We start from the raw sequence: 19,465 nt of genomic DNA, 5'->3' as shown, positions 1-19,465 counted from the left end.
CAACTCCTCTGATCAGTCCGACGCGCGCCCCTGACTGCTCGCCGGTTCGGCCTGGAGCGTATCGGCAGCGATGCGGGTCTTGCCCCAGCTTGTGCTGATGCCTTCAATCACCCGGTCAAGCTCTGCCTGCTCCACGGCCGCCGGCTCGCCACGTTCAAGCGGGTCGAAGTGGTAGATATAAAGCCGGGAGGTGAACTGCTCAAACGGCAGTGACGATTCGCCAAAACGCTCACCATGGCCCGAGGTACTGACAGTAACGCCATTACCCCAGTTCTGGCCACTGTCATTGTTCGGGTTGAAGAAATAGACCCGCATGATGCCTTCCGGGTCGAGGCCGGCGCGCAGGATGGTAATGGCATGCCAGCCGATAAAGCGGGCGGCGCTGTCAGTCACCGCAATGCCGGCCGGCTGGGGATGGATCAGCGGCTGGTTGCCGTTGTAATACGGGTGGTAGCTGGCATAGAAATGGCGGATAAAGCCTTCGAGGTCCACCAGTTGGCCGGTGGCCACATCCACATTGATGGCAAACCCCCGGCCGGACGACCAGCCATGGAACTCCGGGTTGACCCACCGGTGGGGGTCGCCCTCACGGCCCACACACAGACGCCCCATTTCGGCATAGATGCGATCCAGATGCGGCACCACCACCAGCGACACCGGATCCAGGTCCAGGGTCACTTCGGATGCCACACCGCCGGCGCTGGTGGCCGACGACACCGGCTGCCCTTCAAAGTGCATGACAATCTCATTGTCACGCCCGGCCCAGGCCACCATCTGCAACAAGAAGTCCGGGTCATTGTAGGCCCACATGGACAGGGCGCGGGCGGACTGGCAGGTGGGGTTGTTGCCCTGCCCCACGCCCAGCGGCTGGCCAAGCATGTTCAGCACCCCCTGCAGCAGCCAGGCCGAGGGCGCCGGCTGATAGCCATAGGCCAGCTCCAGCCGTTCCCGGGCCTGGGCGCAAAGCGGCAGGCGCACCTGCCGCCACAGGGCCGGGGCCACCGGCGGCTGATAGAGGATGCCCCGCTCCAGCAACAGAGCCAGGCCGTAGATGGCCTGACAGGTTTCCGGGAACACCGCTTCCGCCAGCAGGGTGTACACCAACTGACGGTAGCACAGCAGACAGTCGCGGCCGGTACTGGATAGCCCCAGAGCTTCGGTCAGCAGGGAATCCTGACCTTCCAGCACGAACCGGATGAACGCCGCATGATAGGGCGACACCAGGCCGGTATCGTGCATCGAACGGGCAAAGCCGGTGGCTTCATTGTGCAGGGAGGATGTGTCCATGGCTTCCAGCCGTTGCAGGTAGACCGGAATCCCCGGGTCTTCACTGCACGCCCGGGTGGGACCGTACAGGCTGGAAATCAGGCGGTCCGCGCCCAGCCCGGCACCCCCCAGGTCTGTGCCCGGATCAGCCCGGCACATGGCGATCTGGGTGATCATCTTGCGCACCGGGCTGACCTGTATCGGGCGCTGCTCCAGAATGCGCCAGATCTCCTCAATCAGACTGTCAATCACCTGCTCGTAGCCCACGTGGCTGGCAATGTACTGCACCAGCCCCTCACTGACCCGGGCGAGCCGCCCCTGTTGCCTTTCCGCTTCGCCAGCCATACCGAACAGTAACCCCAGGTTGATCGCCAGTACCTGGGTCAGATAATTGCGGGCCTGCTCGGCAGAAAATGACGGATGCAGGTAATGGCCCTGGACAATCGACAGCAGCCGCAGCTCACTGAGCGCCTCGACCACCACGGTTTCGGTGACCGGGCTCTGCAGTGACAGCGGGGTAAGTGACGGCAACAGGATGGCCGGATCGGCCCAGTCCGTGCCCTCAAACACCCCGGCGGTATCCAGGCGCTCGGATCGTACGGCCACTGCGTCGAAGCCGCCCGGCTGCATCAGCACACGCCTGACGATGTCCAGCAGCCTCTGGAGCTTACCGGTCCTGGCAAAGGAACGGCTCTGCTCGAAGGCCTCAATCGCCTGGTCCAGTTTGTCGGTCAGCTGTTCAATGCTGACAGCCGACGGCTGGTTCTCTGATGCCTGATCACTCAAACACGGGTCCTTGGGGCTCGTCTGAGCCTCGTTATGGGTGCGTTCGATGATTATACATAGAAATCCAGGTCTTCCTGGTGCTTGAGGAGATCCCGCATCACATAGGGATCATCCCCGTAGAAGTACACCAGCCCCCAGTGCGTCCCGAACGCAGTGCGTTTGGTCACCGTTTCTTCCAGCGGCGGCGTCAGCTCGTGGAAGTCGAAATAGGGGTGGTTCTCGGTTTCCTCTGGCATCTCCAGATGGCTGACCACGCGTCGTCTCGGATAGACACCAAAGCAACCGGCATAGCCCTTGGCGTCCACCACTTCTTTCGGGAAGAACCCGGTAATTTCCTCTTCGGTGGTTTTCGGGTCAAAGGCCAGGATCAGCCCCTGATAGGCGTTGAAGCCATAGGCCCGTTCCAGCAGCTCGAACACCTTGAAGCCCGGCGGGCGGTAGGCCACTTCGCCGAAATACATGGTGCCGTCACTGGTAACGAAGTACTCGGGGTGCACAAAACCGAAATCGATGTCGAAGGTCTTGATCAGCTTCTCGATTTCATTGGTGATCTGGGCGCGGTATTTCTCAAGGTCCGGGGTCGCTGGCACGAACACCGAATAACCCAGGGTGACGTACTCGGAAATGTTCAGAAACCGGATCTTGCCATCGTGAATCCAGGCTTCCACCGCGAACTCCCAGCCATCCAGGTGGGATTCCATCAAGACCGGGAACTCTTCTTCCGGGATGGTATCCACCTCATCCGGTGTCCGGATGACCCGGTGCCCAAGGCAGCCGGCTTTATCAAAGGCCTTCAGGTGGATCGGATCGTTGGGGTCGCCATCGAGCTTGAGCAGGGTCTGATTCACCCGTTTGAGGAAGCGGATAACATCCTCACGGTCATGGGCCTCTTCAAAGATCCCCACGCGGATACCACCAAGCTGCGCCCGGCGTTTCATCAGCGCCTTGTCCCTCAACAGCATGGCCTGGCCCAGCAGGCGGGGATTATTCAGCAGCACCGAGTTAATGGCACCGGCCCATTCCACCGTCTCCTCGAACAGCGGAATCGCCACATCCACGCCCATTTCTTTCAGGGTCTGGGCGATTTCCACAGAGCGGTCATTCAGCCTTTCAAAGTTCCAGGGGACATAGGGAATGTCGTGCTTTTCGCAGTATTCCTGGGCCCAGTCGGGCGCCACCACCACGTAACGGCGGTTGAAACTGTCTGCAGCCTCAACGGCATTGAGACTCCACCCCAGCAGGGCAACATAGCCCTTTTCAGGGTCATAATTTTGCTCGGACACGGCAGATCTCCTTTCAAGGGATACCCCTTTACCTTGGACCTCCGCCGGTCAAAGCGCAAATGGTGACCAGTTAACAGATGGCCATAAAAAAGGGCACTGGCCTTGCGGCAGTGCCCTTTTCAACAGCTTGGGGGATTTTCTGCTCAACCCAGTTTGAGGGTGGAGAGCGTCCGCGCCCGAACGGTATTGAGCAGCTCTTCGTTGTCCACCAGGGAGTCGCCGTAGGACGGCACCAGTTCCTTCATGCGGGACTGCCAGTCCGGGGTCTTGATTTTGTCCCCAAAGCAGCGCTCGATCACGTCCAGCATGGCATTGGCGGCGGTGGAAGCGCCTGGCGAAGCGCCCAGCAGAGCCGCCAGGGAGCCATCCTTCGCGGCCACGATCTCGGTTCCGAATTCCAGCTTGCCGCCGCCTTCCGGATTCTGCTTGATGATCTGCACGCGCTGGCCGGCCATTTTCAGGGTCCAGTCTTCCTCGCGGGCATCCGGGAAGAAGTTGCGCAGCGCATCCACCCGGTCCTTGTGGGACTGGAATACTTCGCCGATCAGGTAACGGGTCAGATCCATGTTGTGGCGACTGACCGACAGCATCGGCAACAGGTTGTTGGCCCGAACGGAACCGAACAGGTCAAAGATGGACCCCTGCTTCAGGAAGCGGGTGGTGAACCCGGCGAAGGGCCCGAACAGCAGGGCCGGTTCGCCATTGATGATACGGGTGTCCAGGTGCGGAACCGACATCGGCGGCGCACCAATCGGCGCCTTGCCGTACACCTTGGAATGGTGCTGTTTGACGATTTCCGGCTTCTGGCAGACCAGCCATTGACCGCTGACCGGGAAGCCACCATAGCCACGGGCTTCGTCAATGCCGGATTTCTGCAGCAGGGGCAGCGCACCACCACCCGCGCCGAGGAACACAAAACCGGCTTCAAAGGTGGTGCTTTCGCCGCTTTTCTGGTTCTTGACCCGGACTTCCCAACTGCCATCCGAGTTCTGGTCCAGATAGGTGACCGGGGAGCTCAGCATCAGCTCGAAGTTAGGCTGGGTTTCCAGCCACTGGACCATATTGCGGGTGAGCGAACCGAAATCCACATCCGCGCCATGCTTGATGCGGGTCGCCGCCACCTTCTCGCTGCGGTCACGATGGTTAACCACCAGCGGCATCCACTCTTCGAGATCGTCCAGATTCTCGGTGTATTCCATCTCCTGGAACAGGTGATGCTCTTTGAGCCGCTCCCAGCGGCGCTTCAGGAAGGCCACACCGTCTTCGCCCCAGACAAAGCTCTGGTGCGGGGTGCGGTTAATGAACTGGGTGGGCTCCGGCAGGATGCCCTGCTCGACCAGGTAAGACCAGAACTGCAGGGAAACCTCGAACTGGGCGTTGATTTTCAGCGCCCGGTCGATGGTCACGTCGCCATCATCGGTTTCCGGGGTGTAGTTGAGTTCACAGTAACCGGCGTGCCCGGTACCCGCGTTGTTCCATCCATCCGTACTTTCATGGGCAACGTGGTCCAGACGCTCGACCATCACGATATTCAGGGATGGGTCCAGTTGCCTGAGCATCATGCCGAGGGTCGCGCTCATGACGCCCCCTCCGACCAGAACTACATCTGCCTTTCTAACGGCCATTGGTAATCACCCTAGCTAGTGTTTGAGCCTGTTGTCACCCCACGATCAGCAGGATGACCTGTCGGAAGCCGGCCAAACGCGTGGTAAAAGGCGCCGCCGAGTGCTCCCGGTCCGAATTTTGGGCGCAATTATCCAGATTTTGTAGGAAAGAATAAATTGCGTTTGTCAATTGATGTGCGTCGGAACAGCTATTGTGGTTTCCCGAAATTCTCTCTCGTTTTGTCAACAATATCAGCGCCACTTTAGTCTGATACCCATAAACCGTTGGATCGGATCATCCGGATTTCAGACAATTCCACGCTCCAGTTGCTGACCTTAACGCCCGTCTGCTGTATCTTTTCGCCAGTCTCAACGGCTTTCTGACATCCATTGACGAAAGCCGTCAACACATACACTACTGAGGTTTATTCATGCTTCTGGCAATTGGCGCCATCCTTCTGGGTCTTGTTCTGCTGGTCTGGAGCGCCGACCGCTTTGTAGAGGGGGCAGCGGCAACCGCCAAGCACCTGGGCATGCCGACACTGCTGATTGGCATGGTGATCATCGGATTCGGCACCTCGGCACCAGAACTGGCCGTTTCGGCCATGGCCGCCTCGGACGGCAATCCGGGGCTGGCCCTGGGCAACGGCTACGGCTCCAATATCACCAACATTGCCCTGATCGTTGGCCTGACGGCACTGATCGCCCCCATCGCGGTTCACTCCCAGGTTATCCGCAAGGAACTGCCCCTGCTGGTGGTGCTGACCCTGATTGCCGGCGCACAACTGCTTGACGGTGAACTCAGCCGGCTGGACGGCTGGGTACTGCTGGCAGTGTTTGCTGCGGTGATGGGCTGGTCCATCTATCAGGGCTTCCGGGGCAAGCCGGACCCACTCGGCGGGGATGCCGAGGCAGAGGTCGTGGCCCATCCCATGCCCCTGAAAACCGCTGTAATCTGGCTCGTAATCGGCCTGGTACTGCTGATTGCCAGCTCGCGCATGTTGGTCTGGGGGGCGGTCACCATTGCCCAGGCACTGGGTGTCAGTGACCTGGTGATTGGCCTGACCATCGTCGCCATTGGCACCTCACTGCCGGAACTGGCCTCGGCCATTGCTGCCGTCAAGAAGAACGAGCATGATCTGATTCTGGGCAATATCCTCGGTTCGGGCATCTTCAACACCCTGGCGGTGGTAGGCATGGCAGCCGCCATTAAACCGCTGGCGGTTGATCCGGAGGTGCTGTATCGGGACTGGACGCTGATGCTCGGCCTGACACTGGGCCTGCTGCTGATGGGCTTTGGCCTGACGGGCTGGCGTCGGACCATTTCCCGGCTGGATGGCGGTCTGCTGGTGGCAGTCTACCTGGGTTACACCGGTTACCTGTTCTATACCGTGGCAGCCAGTGCCAGCGCAGCCCTGAGCTGACGCGGCGCCCGCCTGGCCATGCCTCAGCCCCGCAGTTTTTCCAGGGAGGAGCGGACCTCCGCCATCACCTGAGGCAGCTCCTCCTTGCTTCGACCCGCCACATCCATGGGCTCACCGACTCGCACGTCCACCGGCTGACCCAGATTGATCTGCCAGCTTCGGGCTGGCAACACCCGGTGAATGCCATTGATGGCCACAGGCACGATCACCGCATCGGTATCCAGCGCCAGGTGGAAACACCCCTTCTTGAACGGCAGCAGACGGCCGTCCGGTGAGCGGGTCCCTTCCGGGGCCGCCCACAGCACAATGCCGTCCTCCATCATGGCCCGGGCCTTTTCCAGGTCCCGGACCGCGCGTTGCCGACGGGAACGGTCCACGGAGGGGAATTCACCGGCCCGCATGGCCTGGCCAAGCAGTGGAATGCTGAACAGCTCTTTCTTCGCCAGCATGCGCACCGATCCGGGCAGGGCCACAAAGGTCGCCGGGATATCGTAATGGCTGGCATGGGTGCACATGATGATGTAGCGGCGGCCGTCATCGAAATCCGGAATCCGGCCGGTCACCGTCAGGTCCACCCGCACCAGCCTGAGCAGGGCTGCGGACCAGGCACGGCAGTAGTTGTCGACAATCGTACGGTTCAGGCGTCCGGTCACGGCCCGGCTAATCACCAGTGACGAGTACCAGGCCGTCAGGCCAACCGACCCCACCACCAGACGCACCCGTTGCAACAACGTGGCCGCCCGGATGGCGGGGTTCGTGTTCTGTGCGATCATCCTTCACCTTTCATGCCGTGGCCCGAGCGGGCCTGAACGAAAGGCGGATTATAGCGGTTTCAGCGCTGACCGATAATGGACTTTACGCCAACGCCGCCTCATCCCCGGCCTGAAACACCATGGCAACGGAGTTCAGACAGTAGCGCTGCCCCGTGGGAGGCGGTCCGTCCGGAAAGACATGGCCCAGATGGCTGTCGCACCGGGGACAGCGGATTTCCGTGCGCGCCATGCCCAGGCTGTTGTCCTCCAGATAGCGGATGTGGTCCGGGTCAAACGGCTGGAAGAAGCTGGGCCAGCCACTGCCGGAGTCAAACTTGGCGTTGGAGGCAAACAACGGCAGGTCGCACAGGCGGCAGTGGTAAACCCCTGCCTGCTTGTTGTCCAGCAGAGTTCCGCAGAACGGATGCTCGGTACCGTGATCCAGCAGGATCCGGCGCTCCTCATCGGTCAGGCCAGCGGCCTTTTCGGCAATTTCCGCTTCTGTCAGCGGTGTCAGGTCATAACCTGCGGCAGACTTTGTCATACATCCTCCTCAGGCCGGATCGGTGTCGTCCGGCCCCTGGCGTGACTTGAGTTTCTCCGGCCAGGCACTGGCCAGTTTTTCCACTTTGGGCAGGGCAGCGGCCATTACATAGGGCTGGCCAGGATTACGGGCGGCAAAATTCTGATGGTAGCCCTCCGCCGGATAAAAGGCGTCCAGCGGTTCCAGGCGGGTCACCACCGGATCGGTATAGACACCGGCCTGATTCAACTGGCGAATGTAGGCGTCGGCCACCTGCCGCTGCTCGTCGGTTTGGTAAAAAATGGCCGACCGGTACTGGGTGCCAATATCATTGCCCTGCCGGTTCAGTTGCGTCGGATCGTGGGCAACGGAAAAGAACAGCTGCAACAACTCGCCAAAGCTGACCCGGGACGGGTCATAGTGGACATCCACCACTTCGGCGTGGCCGGTCTGCCCCGTGCAGACCGCTTCGTAGTTGGCGGTGTCGGCAGAGCCACCGGCGTAGCCGGACTCCACCCGGGTGACACCATCCACGGCCAGGTACACCGCTTCCACACACCAGAAGCAGCCTCCGGCCAGCACCACGCGGGACTCATTACCGGTTTCCGTCAGATCCTGTTCCGGCGCCGTGAAACGGCTCCGGGGGACCGTTAGCCCGGGAATACTGCAGGCATCGCTCATGGTGTCACTCCGCTTGTCTCATGGGTTTTCTGGGATTGTGGGGATTGGCCGGCACAAAGCCAAGGCCGCAGGGTTATACGATACGGTAACCCAACAGGACTTGCGGTTGCAGACACCCGTTGAACATCCATAATGACATCAGGGGCCGACGCGGCCCTGCTCGGCTACAGGGACATCGCATGACCGCCAGGATTCGCACACCGGAACACCACGAGGAATTGCTGGAGTACCGCCTCAGCCTGCGCCTGGGGCCGGTACATGCCCGCCAGAGACTGGGCATTGAGCAGGAAGCCGAAGCGCGGGTCACCGGCCGGGACCGACGCTCCTTCCACCTTGAGAACCTTACCAATGCGCCCCGACTGATCCGCCTGTGCCTGCAGGCCGCCGGGCTCTACCGCCGGGCACAGGCCAACAGCCGGCAGTTGAAAACGGCGCGAAACACCTTCGTTCTGCCGGATTTGCCAGAAGCCTTTGAAGGCTACCGCATCCTGCACCTCACCGACCTGCACGTGGACATGGACGAACAGAACCTGCAGGCCGTGATGCGCCAGATTGAACCCCTGGAGTATGACCTGTGCGTGCTGACCGGCGACTACCGTCAGCGCACCAGCGGCCCTGTTGACGCCGCCCTGGACGGGATGAAACGCCTGCGCCAGAGCATCCGCGGAGCTGCCTATGCGGTACTGGGCAATCACGACAGCATCCGCATGGTGCCGGCGCTGGAGGATATGGGCTATCAACTGCTGCTCAACGAGATGACCCCCGTCGAGCGGAATGGTGCCAGCCTTTATCTCGCCGGCGTGGACGACGCCCACTACTACCGGGCCCATAATCTGCACCGGGCGGGGGATGACATTCCCGCCGGCGCGGTCAGCCTGCTGTTAAGCCACACGCCCGAGATCTGGCGCGAAGCCTCCCACGCGGGCTACGACCTGTTCCTGTGCGGCCATACCCACGGCGGTCAGCTCTGCCTGCCCGGCGGCATCCCGCTGACGCTGGACGCCAATTGCCCGCGCCGGCTGGGCCGCGGGTTCTGGCAGGTCAACGGCATGCAGGGATACACCTCACCCGGGGCGGGCACCTCAGTACTCAACGTACGCCTGAACTGCCCGCCAGAGGTCACCCTCCACACCCTTTCAAGGGGCCCGGTTTAACGGGTCAATGGGGCTGTCGGCGAATGCCCAGGCGGTACAGCAGGGGGGAGAAAACCACGTTCGCCAGCGCGAACAGGATACCAATGGCAATGGCCTGCCCCAGTGGCAGCGGTATCCAGTACCAGGCAAGCAGCATCGGCAGGAGCGATTCGGGCAACTGATCAAGGCCCAGTGCACGGGCACTGGAGGCCAAACCCATCCGGCGTTTGATGAAGCTGCTGGCCAGATCCCCGAACAGCGACAGCAGGCCGAACAGGGCGCCAAACAGCCAGTCAAAGCCGGTCCAGACGGCGAAAACCAGGCAGCCCAGCGAGCCTGAAATCAGGCCCCGCCAGGTCTTGCTGGCCCCGAGAAGCCGACGTCCGTCCGGCCCAAATCGGCCGCCGTCCACCGGCCAGTTACCCCGGTCACGGAACAGCCGGGCCACCACCACAGGCGAACCGTTGGCGATGGCCAGCATGACGAACAATTCCAGTGACAGCAGCATGTTTTTGTTTCCGGCGGGTTACATCAGGCCGCCCCGGGTAAGCTTCAGAGGATCCATCAGCTCTTCCAGGCGTTCCCGGCTCAGACCGCTGCGCTCTTCAGCAACATCAATAACCGGTCGACCACTGGCATAGGCTTCCTTGGCGATGTCGGAAGCCAGGGCATAACCGATTTCAGGGTTCAGGGCCGTCACCAGTACGGGGTTGCGCCCTACGCCTTCGTTCAGGTTATCCGCATTAACAGTAAAGCCCTCGATGGCCTTGTCCGCCAGCATGACGATGGCATTGGACAGCAGATTGGTCATATCCAGCAGATTGGCACCCACCAGCGGCAACATGACATTGAGCTGGAAGTTACCGGACTGACCGGCAATTGCCACCGTGCTGTCCAGGCCCATCACCTGGGCCGACACCATGGCCACGGATTCCGGGATAACCGGGTTGACCTTGCCCGGCATGATACTGCTGCCAGGTTGCAGCGCCGGCAGGCTGATTTCCGCCAGGCCGTGAATCGGGCCGCTGTTCATCCAGCGCAGGTCATTGGCCATCTTGGTCAGCACCACCGACACACCACGCAACTGGGCAGACAGCGCCACCGGGGCATCCACGGCGCTCTGCCCCGTGAACTTGTGCTTGAGCGACCGGAAGGAGTGACCGGTGTTGATCTTCAGGAATTTGGTGAACTCGCCAGGAAATTCCTCATCGGCGTTCACCCCGGTGCCCACGGCCGTCCCGCCCTGGGGCAGCAGCGCCAGGTCTTCCATGGCCTGTTCCAGCCGGCGTTCAGATGCGATCAGTTGTTCCCGCCAGGTTCTCAGCTCCTGCTCCAGGGTCACCGGCATGGCGTCCATCAGGTGGGTACGCCCGGTTTTCACCTGATCCCGCAGACCGGACTCGCGCTGGTAAAGCACCGAACGAAGATGGGCCATCGCCGGCAGCAGCTGTTCTTTCACGGCCAGCAGGGCGCTGACATGAATGGTGGTGGGAATCACGTCGTTCGAGCTCTGGCTCATGTTTACGTGATCATTGGGGTGAACCTCCACGCCACTCTGGCGTGCAATGGCCGCCACCACCTCATTCATGTTCATGTTGGTGCTGGTGCCCGAGCCGGTCTGGTAACGGTCCACCGGGAACTGGTCGGCATATTCGCCATTGGCGATCTTCTGACAGGCCGCCACCACGGCGTCGCGTACCTCAGGCTGGAGCAGCCCCAGAGCCGCATTGGCCTGGGCTGCGGAGCACTTGACCAGCGCCAGTGCGCGGATAAACGGCGCCGGCATGGGCTGGCCGCTGACCGGAAAGTTGTTCACGGCCCGTTGTGTCTGTGCGCCCCAGAGCGCGTCCTGGGGTACATGAACTTCCCCGAGGCTGTCCTTTTCGACTCTGTATTCGCTCATGTTCCCTCCTGACTGTGCATGTGATTTCAAGGGTACTACGAACCAGCGCAGTGCCCATAGCAGGTTGTATCAACCGGGCTGATGGTCAGGAACAATGAAGGGCAGTGTCGAAGGTGGGAAAACGGCGGGCCCGGAAAGGGCCCGCCTGGCAGGGTTCAGAAGAACCCGAGGGGATTGGTGTCGTAGCTGACCAGCAGGTTCTTGGTCTGCTGGTAGTGTTCCAGAGCCATCTTGTGGGTTTCCCGGCCGACACCGGACTTCTTGTAGCCACCGAAGGCGGCGTGGGCCGGATAGGCGTGGTAGCAGTTCATCCACACACGACCGGCCTGGATACCACGGCCCATGCGGTAGGCCAGGTTGGTATCGCGGGTCCAGACACCGGCGCCAAGTCCGAATTCGGTATCGTTGGCAATCGCCAGGGCTTCCTCTTCGGTCCGGAAAGTCGTCACACCCACGACCGGGCCAAAGATCTCTTCCTGGAAAACCCGCATCTTGTTGTCGCCCTTGAACAGGGTCGGCTGGATGTAGAAGCCGTCATTGAACTCAACGCCGAGATCTTCCTTGCCACCGCCGGTCAGCACCACAGCGCCTTCCTGCTTACCGATTTCCAGGTACGACAGGATCTTGTCGAATTGTTCCTTGGACGCCTGGGCGCCCACCTGTACCTCGGTATCCAGCGGGTTGCCGCGCTTGATGGCCTTGGTACGGGCCACCACTTTCTGCATGAATTCCTCGAACATGTCCTCCTGGACCAGCGCCCGGGACGGACAGGTGCAGACTTCACCCTGGTTGAAGAACGCCAGCACCAGGCCTTCAACACACTTGTCGACAAACTCCGGCTCTGCCTTCAGGACATCGGAGAAGTAGATGTTCGGCGACTTGCCGCCCAACTCCACGGTGGAGGGGATGATGTTGTCCGCCGCGCACTTGAGGATGTGGGAGCCCACCGGGGTGGAGCCGGTGAATGCGATTTTGGCGATGCGCTTGCTGGTGGCCAGCGCTTCACCCGCCTCGGGGCCGTAGCCGTTGACGATGTTGATCACGCCCGGCGGCAGCAGATCGTTGATCAGCTCCATCAGGACCAGGATGCTGGCCGGCGTCTGTTCAGCGGGCTTGAGAACGGTGCAGTTGCCAGCCGCCAGACAGGGTGCCAGTTTCCAGGCCGCCATCAGCAGCGGGAAGTTCCACGGGATGATCTGGCCGACGACCCCCAGAGGCTCATGGAAATGGTAGGCCACCGTGTTCTGGTCAATCTCGCCGAGGTGCCCTTCCTGGGCCCGGATACAGCCGGCAAAATAACGGAAGTGGTCCGCCGCCAGTGGGATGTCGGCGTTCAGGGTCTCACGGACCGCCTTGCCGTTGTCCCAGGTCTCGGCCACGGCCAGCATTTCCAGGTTGGCTTCAATGCGGTCAGCGATTTTCAGCAGGACGTTCGATCGTTCGGCTACCGAGGTCTTGCCCCAGGCCGGCGCGGCCTTGTGAGCGGCATCCAGCGCCAGCTCGACATCCTCGGCGCCGGAGCGGGGGATTTCACAGATCACGCCACCGGTCACCGGCGTGATGTTCTCAAAATACTCGCCCTTGACCGGGGCTACCCACTCACCACCAATGTAATTCTCGTAACGGGACTTGAATGAAACAACCGATCCGTCCTTTCCTGGCTGTGCATAAATCATGGTGTCGACCTCCTGCTTTGTCTGTCGTTTTGACGTTGTTTTTGTAGCAACAGATTCAATGTAGACGCAAACGCCGGCGCGTGAAATTTTTTACACGTTTTTCAGCCCCCGCCAGCAACGAAATTAACAGTACCATCAGAACGATAGCAGGCCCGACCGGCAGGTCGACAAGGACCGATAGTGCAATTCCCGACAGCACCCCCGAAACAGCACAGACCAGGGCCGGGAGGTAACCACGTCCATCCAGCTCACCCTGCAGTAATGGCGTGATGATCAGCAGGGCAAACACCACGTAGATCCCGGCCAGAGCCACCGACCAGGTTACAGCCACAGCGAAGACCGGCATGAACCAGTTTCCGGCCAGCCACCCCGGCTGCCAGCGCATCAGAGCCCAGACCAGCAACGCCAGCACGGCGACAGCCAGAACCGGCCCGTGGCCCGCCCAGAGCAGATCCCCGGACGCGGCCCGATGCAGGGCCTGCGCACCGTGGGGATCGCTACTGACCACCAGGATGGCCAGGTTGGCACCAGCTACATAGAGTATCCCGATCAATGCCTGGCGCATCCGCCGGGGCTGGCGCACAACCCGATGCACCAGCCAGGCGGAGGCCAGCCCGGCCAGCAGGCTGAAGGGGGAAATACCGGCAAGCGCACCGGCCACGGGCAGATAATGCCCCACCAACGCGCCGAGGGCGGCCCACTGGGCAATGGCAAGGTCGGCAAACACTGCACCCCGGGCAATCACCTGAAAGCCCAGAGGCACCAATAGCAGAGCCAGGAAGACACCACCCGACACCGGCACAAGCAGCCAGCCAAGTTCAGCCACCGGATTGGTCTCCGGCTGTTTCCAGCAGGGCCGAGACAATCCGGGAAATCAGATCTCCCAGGGTGTCCGTCCCCGGCTCCCCGGTCACCGTACCCGGCAATGTCAGAACCGGCTTGCCCGATTGCTCCGACAGCCATTGCGCCCCACGATTCCCCTGGTGACTGGCAATGAGAATCGCCGACACCCGTTCCAATTCAGGAGAGCCCAGCAGGGTGTTCAGGTGGCCGGCACTGGGAGGCAGCCCTGGCTTGGGCTCCAGATCCAGCGGCATGGCAATGCCCAGCCATCGCAGCAGGTAGGCAAAGCTGGCGTGCTGGACGACCACGGACCGCCCTTCCAGTTGTGAGGCGGCGGCCTGCCACTGGCTCCGCAGGTTGTTCCAGCGCACCCGCCAACGCACGTAACGGGTCTGAATGGCCGCGGCCGATGCCGGCTGCAATGCCTGCAGACGCTGAACCAGCGCGGCCATGATCACCGGTACCCGGTCCGGGGCCAGATGCACGTGGGGATTCCCCTCCGGATGGACATCCCCCATGCTGCGATCCACATGGTCATGGGCGGAGTGAAGCTCCACCTGCTCGGCAGCCAGGAACAGCCCCTCGCGCCCGGGCTGGATGACCGGATTGGCCGCCCGTTGAAGCAGCGTCGGCAACCAGCCGCCTTCCAGCGAGGCACCGGTACACAGGGCGATATCGGCCCGACTCATGGCGGCAATCAGGCTCGGCCGGGCCTCGATATAGTGAGGGTCCTGAAGGTAACTGGTGGCGGTGGTAATGTCCGCCTCCGGCACCAGGGCCCGGGCCAGAGCCGCCCATTCGGGCTCACAGGCGAACACCCGGAGGCCGGCCTGTGCCGGCAACGCCAGCAGGCACAGGATCAGCCCCAGGGCATAGCCCGGCAGCCGCGGTTTAATAGCCATGGGAACCATGGGCGCCGAAGGACATGACGTACTGCACGGTCACCGTATTGTCCGCGTGCTCAAACCCGTCGGCACTCTGGTGTGTGTACTGCAGACGCACGGTGGAGAAGTGGGACCGGGACCAGGCCAGCATCACCTCGCTTTCCTCCAGGGTCTGGCTGTGGAAGTGATCGCCATGAGCCTCCAGCAGGTCGGCCTCGCCATAGCGGGCACCAGCAGACCATTGCGGCGCGAACTGATAGACCGCAGAGACATACCAGCCGTCGTTGCTGTCGCCACTGTTGGCATGGGGCCCCAGGTCGTCCTGATAGAAGTACTCACCGCTCAGGGTCACCTGGCCTGCACGGTTGTTGCCGTTCGGCGCCCATTTCCAGACGGCGTCGGCAATGTAAAGGTTCTCACCGGTATAGGTGGTGGCATGGCTGTGATCGTGTCCCTCTTCTTCGTGCTCATGCTCTTCCTCTGCATGGGCATCGCCAGCGTGCCGGTTACCCAGATAAGACAACCCGAACTGCCAATTCTGGGATTCGGACAGGTCCCCTCCCAGCCGGGTATTCACAGTGTAGGCACCGACATCGTCTTCCCCTTCGGTCAACTGGTCACCACTGAAGGCCTCCACGCCCACCTGCCAGAAGAACGGAACGGGCAGCAGTGCATTCAGGCGAACGCCATCATCGTAATAGTGACTGCCCAGCATCGCCCGATAGACTGCGGGCCGCTCGACGAAATCATCCTCGTGCATGTGACGGCTGTTCAGGTAACCCACCTGGGAAAGCAACCGCCCTGCCCGGACACTCAGCCCGGCCGGCAAACCGTTGGTCTGCAGGTAAGCTTCCTCGATCAGGACTTCGTTCTCACCGTCGTGGTCCTCGAACACAGCAGTCAGGCGGCCACTGAACATGTCATCAATCGGGGAAGACAGGGACAGCTCGGTGTGGCCCAGACCAAACCCCTCGTCCCGGTGCGACAGCGCCGTTTCATTCTGCTTGTAGTAACCATCCAGTGTGACACTGACATCCGGATTCATTTCCGCAGCACCGGCCGCACCGGCCAGCGTGAACGATAGCCCCAGCAGAGAAAGCCGGGCATAACGGCGGTCTTGTTTTCGAGTCATCATCTTTACGCTCCATCACTACGTTATAACGTAACTTTAATAGGGCGAAAAATGTTATGTTATAACATTACCGAAAGTAAAGGGAGGACACTGAATTCGTTCAGCGCCCCCCGATCTCAGGCGCTGGTGACGCGATCAAGCCGGGTGTGGATTTCCTCTTCGATGCGCTGCTTGAACGGGCGGAGCATCATGCCAAGCTCAAGGTGGACATGCAGCTCCGTGTCCGACACGTCCAGGTGCCCGTTCACACCACTGCGCCGGAACATCAGGCGGTCGCCCTGCCACTCGGACTGAACGTCCAGTTTGCGGGCCAGGTTATCGGCCAGGGCATCGGCGGCGGTGCGAGCTTTCTCTTTGCCAAGATCGTGGGAACGCTGGATATCAATGACAGACATGGATCAGTTTTCTCGATGGTTTGAAACGGTTTTACAGTGTAAGGCGGCTTTAAACTTGTAGCCAACCCTTCAGCGGTTAGAATACGGGTTTCAGATTCTGACAGGACCATCCCTCATGAGCGAGCAGCAGACGCCAGGCAATAACGGCAACCGCCAGGACGAGGTAACCCACTTCGGGTTCCGGAACGTGCCGAAAAGCCAGAAAGCCGGCCAGGTAGCCGATGTCTTTCACAGTGTTGCCGGCAAATACGACCTCATGAATGACCTGATGTCCATGGGCATCCACCGGCTGTGGAAGCGTTTTACCATTGAAACCTCCGGAGTACGCACCGGCAACCAGGTCCTGGACATTGCCGGCGGCACCGGTGACCTGACCATGAAGTTCTCGGATCTGGTGGGCCCGACCGGCAAGGTGGTTCTGGCTGACATCAACGCCTCCATGCTGGAAGTCGGCCGCAGCCGGCTGACCGATCGCGGCTACGCCGGCAACATTGAGTATGTTCAGGCCGACGCCGAGCACCTGCCCTTCCCGGACAACCAGTTCAACGCGGTGTCCATCGCCTTCGGGTTGCGCAATGTCACCGACAAGGACCAGGCCCTGCGCGACATGGCCCGAGTACTCAAGCCCGGCGGCAAGCTGATGGTTCTGGAGTTCTCCAAGCCCACCAATTCGCTGCTGAGCAAGGTGTATGACGAATACTCCTTCCGGGCACTGCCGCTGATGGGCAAACTGATCGCCAATGACAGCGAGAGCTACAAGTACCTGGCCGAATCCATCCGCATGCACCCGGATCAGGAGACCCTCAAGGGCATGATGGAGCAGGCCGGCCTGGTGAACTGTCGTTACTACAACATGACCGGCGGCATTGTTGCCCTGCATGTGGGAACCAAGCCCTGATGTTTCCCGGTCCGTCCCTGCTCTCAGCCATCACGGCGGTTCTGGAAAGCGCCCTGGAACAGGCTCTCAGCCTGGACCCCGCCGGGCGCGCCAGCCTGCTGGCCGCCCTTGAGCATCCCGTCCGGCTGGACATCAGTACCCCGCTGGCAATGTCGCTGCAGTTGGAGCAGAGCGGGGGCAAGGTCCGCGTTTCCGGCCATCCGGATATCGCACCGGGCGTCACCCTGACCGGTGGCCCGGCTGCCATGGCGGCACTGGCCGTTGGTGATGGCCAGGTGCTGGACGACGGTCGCCTGTCGATTAACGGCAAGGCCGAGCAGGCCCGACAGTTGCAGCAGGCACTGGCCAGACTGGATCCGGACTGGGAGGCAGCCATGGCCCGCCACCTGGGTGATGTGCCCGCCCATTTCCTGGGCTCGCGGATACGGGGCCTGCTGCGCTGGAGCCGGGAGGCGGCCAACAGCATGACCGCCAATATTGAGGAATACCTCCACGAGGAAAGCCGCACCCTGCCCGGTCGGCGCGAACTGGAAGCCAACCTGCAGGAAATCCAGCAACTGGAGCAACAGGCCGAGCGCCTGCAAGCCCGGCTTGACGCACTGGACAACACCGGCAGCGAACAACAAACGGAGAACCTGTGACCCGCCTGCAACGTCTGATCCGAATTGCCTGGGTGTTCTGCCGCTACCGGCTCGACATTTTCCTGCCCCTGGCGGAACTGCCCACCCCGCTGAAGATATTCTTCCTGCTGGCGCCCTGGCACCTGTTCCCCAAACCCAAGATCTCCCGGGGGGAGCGCCTGCGCCTGGCCCTGGAAGAGCTTGGCCCGGTGTTCGTCAAGTTCGGGCAGATCCTGTCCACCCGCCGGGATCTGCTGCCCGACGATATGGCCGAGGCCCTCAAACAGCTGCAGGACCGGGTGCCGCCCTTTCCCAGCGCCCGGGCCCGGGGCATCATTGAGCAGTCCCTGGGGGCCCCGGTCTCCGAACTGTTTGCGGAATTCAGCGCCGACCCCATGGCCTCGGCCTCGGTCGCCCAGGTACATGCCGCCACCCTGCGCTCCGGCCAGCGGGTGGTCGTGAAGGTACTGCGCCCGGGCATTGACCGGGTGATCCGTCAGGACATCGCCCTGATGTATCTGATGGCAGGACTGCTGGAACGCTACTGGTCCGAAGGCAAACGCCTGCATCCGGTCGATGTGGTGGCAGACTACGACACCACCATCCATGATGAACTCGACCTCCAGCGTGAGGCCGCCAACGCCAGCCAGTTGCGCCGCAACTTCGAGAATTCCCCGCTGATCTACATCCCGTTCATCGACTGGGACTACACCAGCAAGGAAGTGCTGGTGATGGAGCGCATTGAAGGCATTCCCATTGCCGACGTGCCGGCCCTGCGGGCCGCCGGCGTGGACATGAAGGTGCTGGCCGAAAAAGGCGTGGAGATTTTCTTCACCCAGGTATTCCGGGACAGCTTCTTCCACGCCGACATGCATCCGGGCAATATTTTTGTGGATGTTTCCAATCCGGCCGATCCTCAATATATTGCCATCGATTTCGGCATTGTCGGCACCCTGGCACCGGATGACCAGAGCTACCTGGCCCGCAACCTGCTGGCCTTCTTCCGCCGGGACTACCGCCAGGTGGCGCAACTGCATATCCAGTCCGGCTGGGTGCCACCGGATACCCGGGTCAATGAATTTGAAGCCGCCATCCGCACGGTATGCGAGCCCATTTTCGAGCGCCCATTGAAGGACATTTCCTTCGGCCACTTCCTGCTGCGCCTGTTCCAGACCGCCCGGCGCTTCAACATGGAAGTCCAGCCGCAACTGGTGCTGCTGCAGAAAACCCTGCTTAACGTGGAAGGACTGGGCCGCCAGCTGTATCCGGACCTGGACCTGTGGAGTACCGCCCAGCCATTCCTCGAAAAATGGATGCGGCAGCGGATTGGCCCGTCCGGCCTGATCAAGTCATTGCAGAGCCACCTGCCCTCCTGGCTGGAACAATCGCCGGAAATGCCACAATTGGTTCATGATGCGCTGGTACAACTGAGACGATCAGGCCCGACCCAGGAGCAGAACCAGGCAGCGCTGACACTGATGAAAAAACAGCAGAAGCGCAGTGACCGGCGCTGGCGCCGTGGTATTCTGGCCGCCGCCCTGGTCGGGGTAGCTCTGGCCGGTGGCCACCCGGACGCCGAACAGTGGCTGGCACAGATGCCGGCCTGGAGCTGGGTTGTCCTGGCTCTGGCAGGGCTGACCGTGTTCCGCAGCAACCGCTAAA

General features: G+C 61.5%; 18 protein-coding genes. 5 read left to right on the top strand and 13 right to left on the bottom strand.

The features are described from left to right. Window positions 1–12: 12 nt before the first annotated feature. The 3 genes from HNR38_RS01685 to mqo all read right to left on the bottom strand — a co-directional run bounded on the left by HNR38_RS01685 (window position 13) and on the right by mqo (window position 4,960). A complete protein-coding gene (locus HNR38_RS01685; RefSeq protein ID WP_183699119.1) occupies window positions 13–2,052 on the bottom strand; it encodes a hypothetical protein in 2,040 nt (679 codons plus the stop codon). A gap of 50 nt (window positions 2,053–2,102) precedes the next feature. Continuing rightward, entirely contained in the window at window positions 2,103–3,335 is a 1,233-nt protein-coding gene (locus tag HNR38_RS01680; RefSeq protein ID WP_183699117.1) for an ATP-grasp domain-containing protein, read from the bottom strand. A 143-nt stretch (window positions 3,336–3,478) separates the two neighbouring features. Continuing rightward, on the bottom strand, window positions 3,479–4,960 hold the full coding sequence (mqo, locus tag HNR38_RS01675; RefSeq protein ID WP_183699115.1) for a malate dehydrogenase (quinone): 1,482 nt from the start codon (window positions 4,958–4,960) through the stop codon (window positions 3,479–3,481). A gap of 410 nt (window positions 4,961–5,370) precedes the next feature. Between mqo and HNR38_RS01670 the strand changes: the two genes are divergently transcribed. Further along, a complete protein-coding gene (locus HNR38_RS01670; RefSeq protein ID WP_183699113.1) occupies window positions 5,371–6,363 on the top strand; it encodes a calcium/sodium antiporter in 993 nt (330 codons plus the stop codon). Window positions 6,364–6,386: 23 nt separating this feature from the next. Here the strand turns inward: HNR38_RS01670 and HNR38_RS01665 are convergent, their stop codons facing one another. From HNR38_RS01665 to msrA, 3 genes are all read right to left on the bottom strand, one after another. Next, entirely contained in the window at window positions 6,387–7,136 is a 750-nt protein-coding gene (locus tag HNR38_RS01665) for a lysophospholipid acyltransferase family protein (RefSeq protein ID WP_183699111.1), read from the bottom strand. Window positions 7,137–7,218: 82 nt separating this feature from the next. Continuing rightward, the gene (gene msrB, locus HNR38_RS01660) at window positions 7,219–7,659 is read right to left on the bottom strand and encodes a peptide-methionine (R)-S-oxide reductase MsrB (protein WP_183699109.1); all 441 of its coding nucleotides are present in this window, start codon (window positions 7,657–7,659) and stop codon (window positions 7,219–7,221) included. 9 nt (window positions 7,660–7,668) lie between these two features. Beyond that, window positions 7,669–8,319 carry a peptide-methionine (S)-S-oxide reductase MsrA gene (msrA, locus tag HNR38_RS01655; RefSeq protein ID WP_183699107.1) on the bottom strand — a complete coding sequence of 217 codons (651 nt, stop codon included), beginning with the start codon at window positions 8,317–8,319 and terminating at the stop codon, window positions 7,669–7,671. A 179-nt stretch (window positions 8,320–8,498) separates the two neighbouring features. Between msrA and HNR38_RS01650 the strand changes: the two genes are divergently transcribed. Beyond that, window positions 8,499–9,473 (top strand): metallophosphoesterase, encoded by a 975-nt coding sequence (locus HNR38_RS01650; protein WP_183699105.1) that lies wholly within the window; start codon window positions 8,499–8,501, stop codon window positions 9,471–9,473. A gap of 4 nt (window positions 9,474–9,477) precedes the next feature. On the opposite strand, the gene HNR38_RS01645 is transcribed toward HNR38_RS01650, so the two are convergent. From HNR38_RS01645 to HNR38_RS01615, 7 genes are all read right to left on the bottom strand, one after another. Beyond that, a complete protein-coding gene (locus HNR38_RS01645; RefSeq protein ID WP_183699103.1) occupies window positions 9,478–9,960 on the bottom strand; it encodes a CDP-archaeol synthase in 483 nt (160 codons plus the stop codon). An 18-nt stretch (window positions 9,961–9,978) separates the two neighbouring features. Continuing rightward, window positions 9,979–11,355, bottom strand: coding sequence for a class II fumarate hydratase (locus HNR38_RS01640; protein WP_183699101.1), 1,377 nt, complete (start codon window positions 11,353–11,355; stop codon window positions 9,979–9,981). Between the two features lie 155 nt (window positions 11,356–11,510). Then, window positions 11,511–13,031 (bottom strand): acetaldehyde dehydrogenase ExaC, encoded by a 1,521-nt coding sequence (gene exaC / locus HNR38_RS01635; RefSeq protein ID WP_183699099.1) that lies wholly within the window; start codon window positions 13,029–13,031, stop codon window positions 11,511–11,513. Between the two features lie 55 nt (window positions 13,032–13,086). Beyond that, window positions 13,087–13,857: a metal ABC transporter permease gene (locus HNR38_RS01630; RefSeq protein WP_183699097.1), complete on the bottom strand. Its 771-nt coding sequence runs from the start codon at window positions 13,855–13,857 to the stop codon at window positions 13,087–13,089. Then, window positions 13,850–14,776 carry a metal ABC transporter solute-binding protein, Zn/Mn family gene (locus HNR38_RS01625; protein ID WP_183699095.1) on the bottom strand — a complete coding sequence of 309 codons (927 nt, stop codon included), beginning with the start codon at window positions 14,774–14,776 and terminating at the stop codon, window positions 13,850–13,852. Before HNR38_RS01625 ends, HNR38_RS01630 begins: the two co-directional genes overlap by 8 nt. Next, a complete protein-coding gene (locus HNR38_RS01620) occupies window positions 14,766–15,893 on the bottom strand; it encodes a hypothetical protein (RefSeq protein ID WP_246362271.1) in 1,128 nt (375 codons plus the stop codon). The genes HNR38_RS01625 and HNR38_RS01620 overlap by 11 nt, the downstream gene beginning before the upstream one ends. A 113-nt stretch (window positions 15,894–16,006) precedes the next feature. Further along, entirely contained in the window at window positions 16,007–16,285 is a 279-nt protein-coding gene (locus HNR38_RS01615; RefSeq protein ID WP_183699093.1) for a polyhydroxyalkanoic acid system family protein, read from the bottom strand. Between the two features lie 115 nt (window positions 16,286–16,400). On the opposite strand from HNR38_RS01615, the gene ubiE reads away from it, so the two are divergent. From ubiE to ubiB, 3 genes are read left to right on the top strand one after another with little or no spacing between them, the layout of a single operon-like run. Further along, complete coding sequence (ubiE, locus tag HNR38_RS01610) at window positions 16,401–17,183, top strand: bifunctional demethylmenaquinone methyltransferase/2-methoxy-6-polyprenyl-1,4-benzoquinol methylase UbiE (protein WP_183699091.1); 783 nt, start codon at window positions 16,401–16,403, stop codon at window positions 17,181–17,183. Beyond that, entirely contained in the window at window positions 17,183–17,824 is a 642-nt protein-coding gene (locus HNR38_RS01605) for a ubiquinone biosynthesis accessory factor UbiJ (protein WP_183699089.1), read from the top strand. Before ubiE ends, HNR38_RS01605 begins: the two co-directional genes overlap by 1 nt. Next, a complete protein-coding gene (gene ubiB / locus HNR38_RS01600) occupies window positions 17,821–19,464 on the top strand; it encodes a ubiquinone biosynthesis regulatory protein kinase UbiB (RefSeq protein WP_183699087.1) in 1,644 nt (547 codons plus the stop codon). Before HNR38_RS01605 ends, ubiB begins: the two co-directional genes overlap by 4 nt. Window position 19,465 lies beyond the last annotated feature (1 nt).

It is taken from the genome of Marinobacter oulmenensis (genome assembly GCF_014201735.1).
In the GTDB taxonomy this organism is placed as follows: Bacteria; Pseudomonadota; Gammaproteobacteria; order Pseudomonadales; family Oleiphilaceae; genus Marinobacter; species Marinobacter oulmenensis.
Note: the sequence above shows the minus strand (reverse complement) of the source record. Positions and strands in the feature narration are given on the sequence as shown.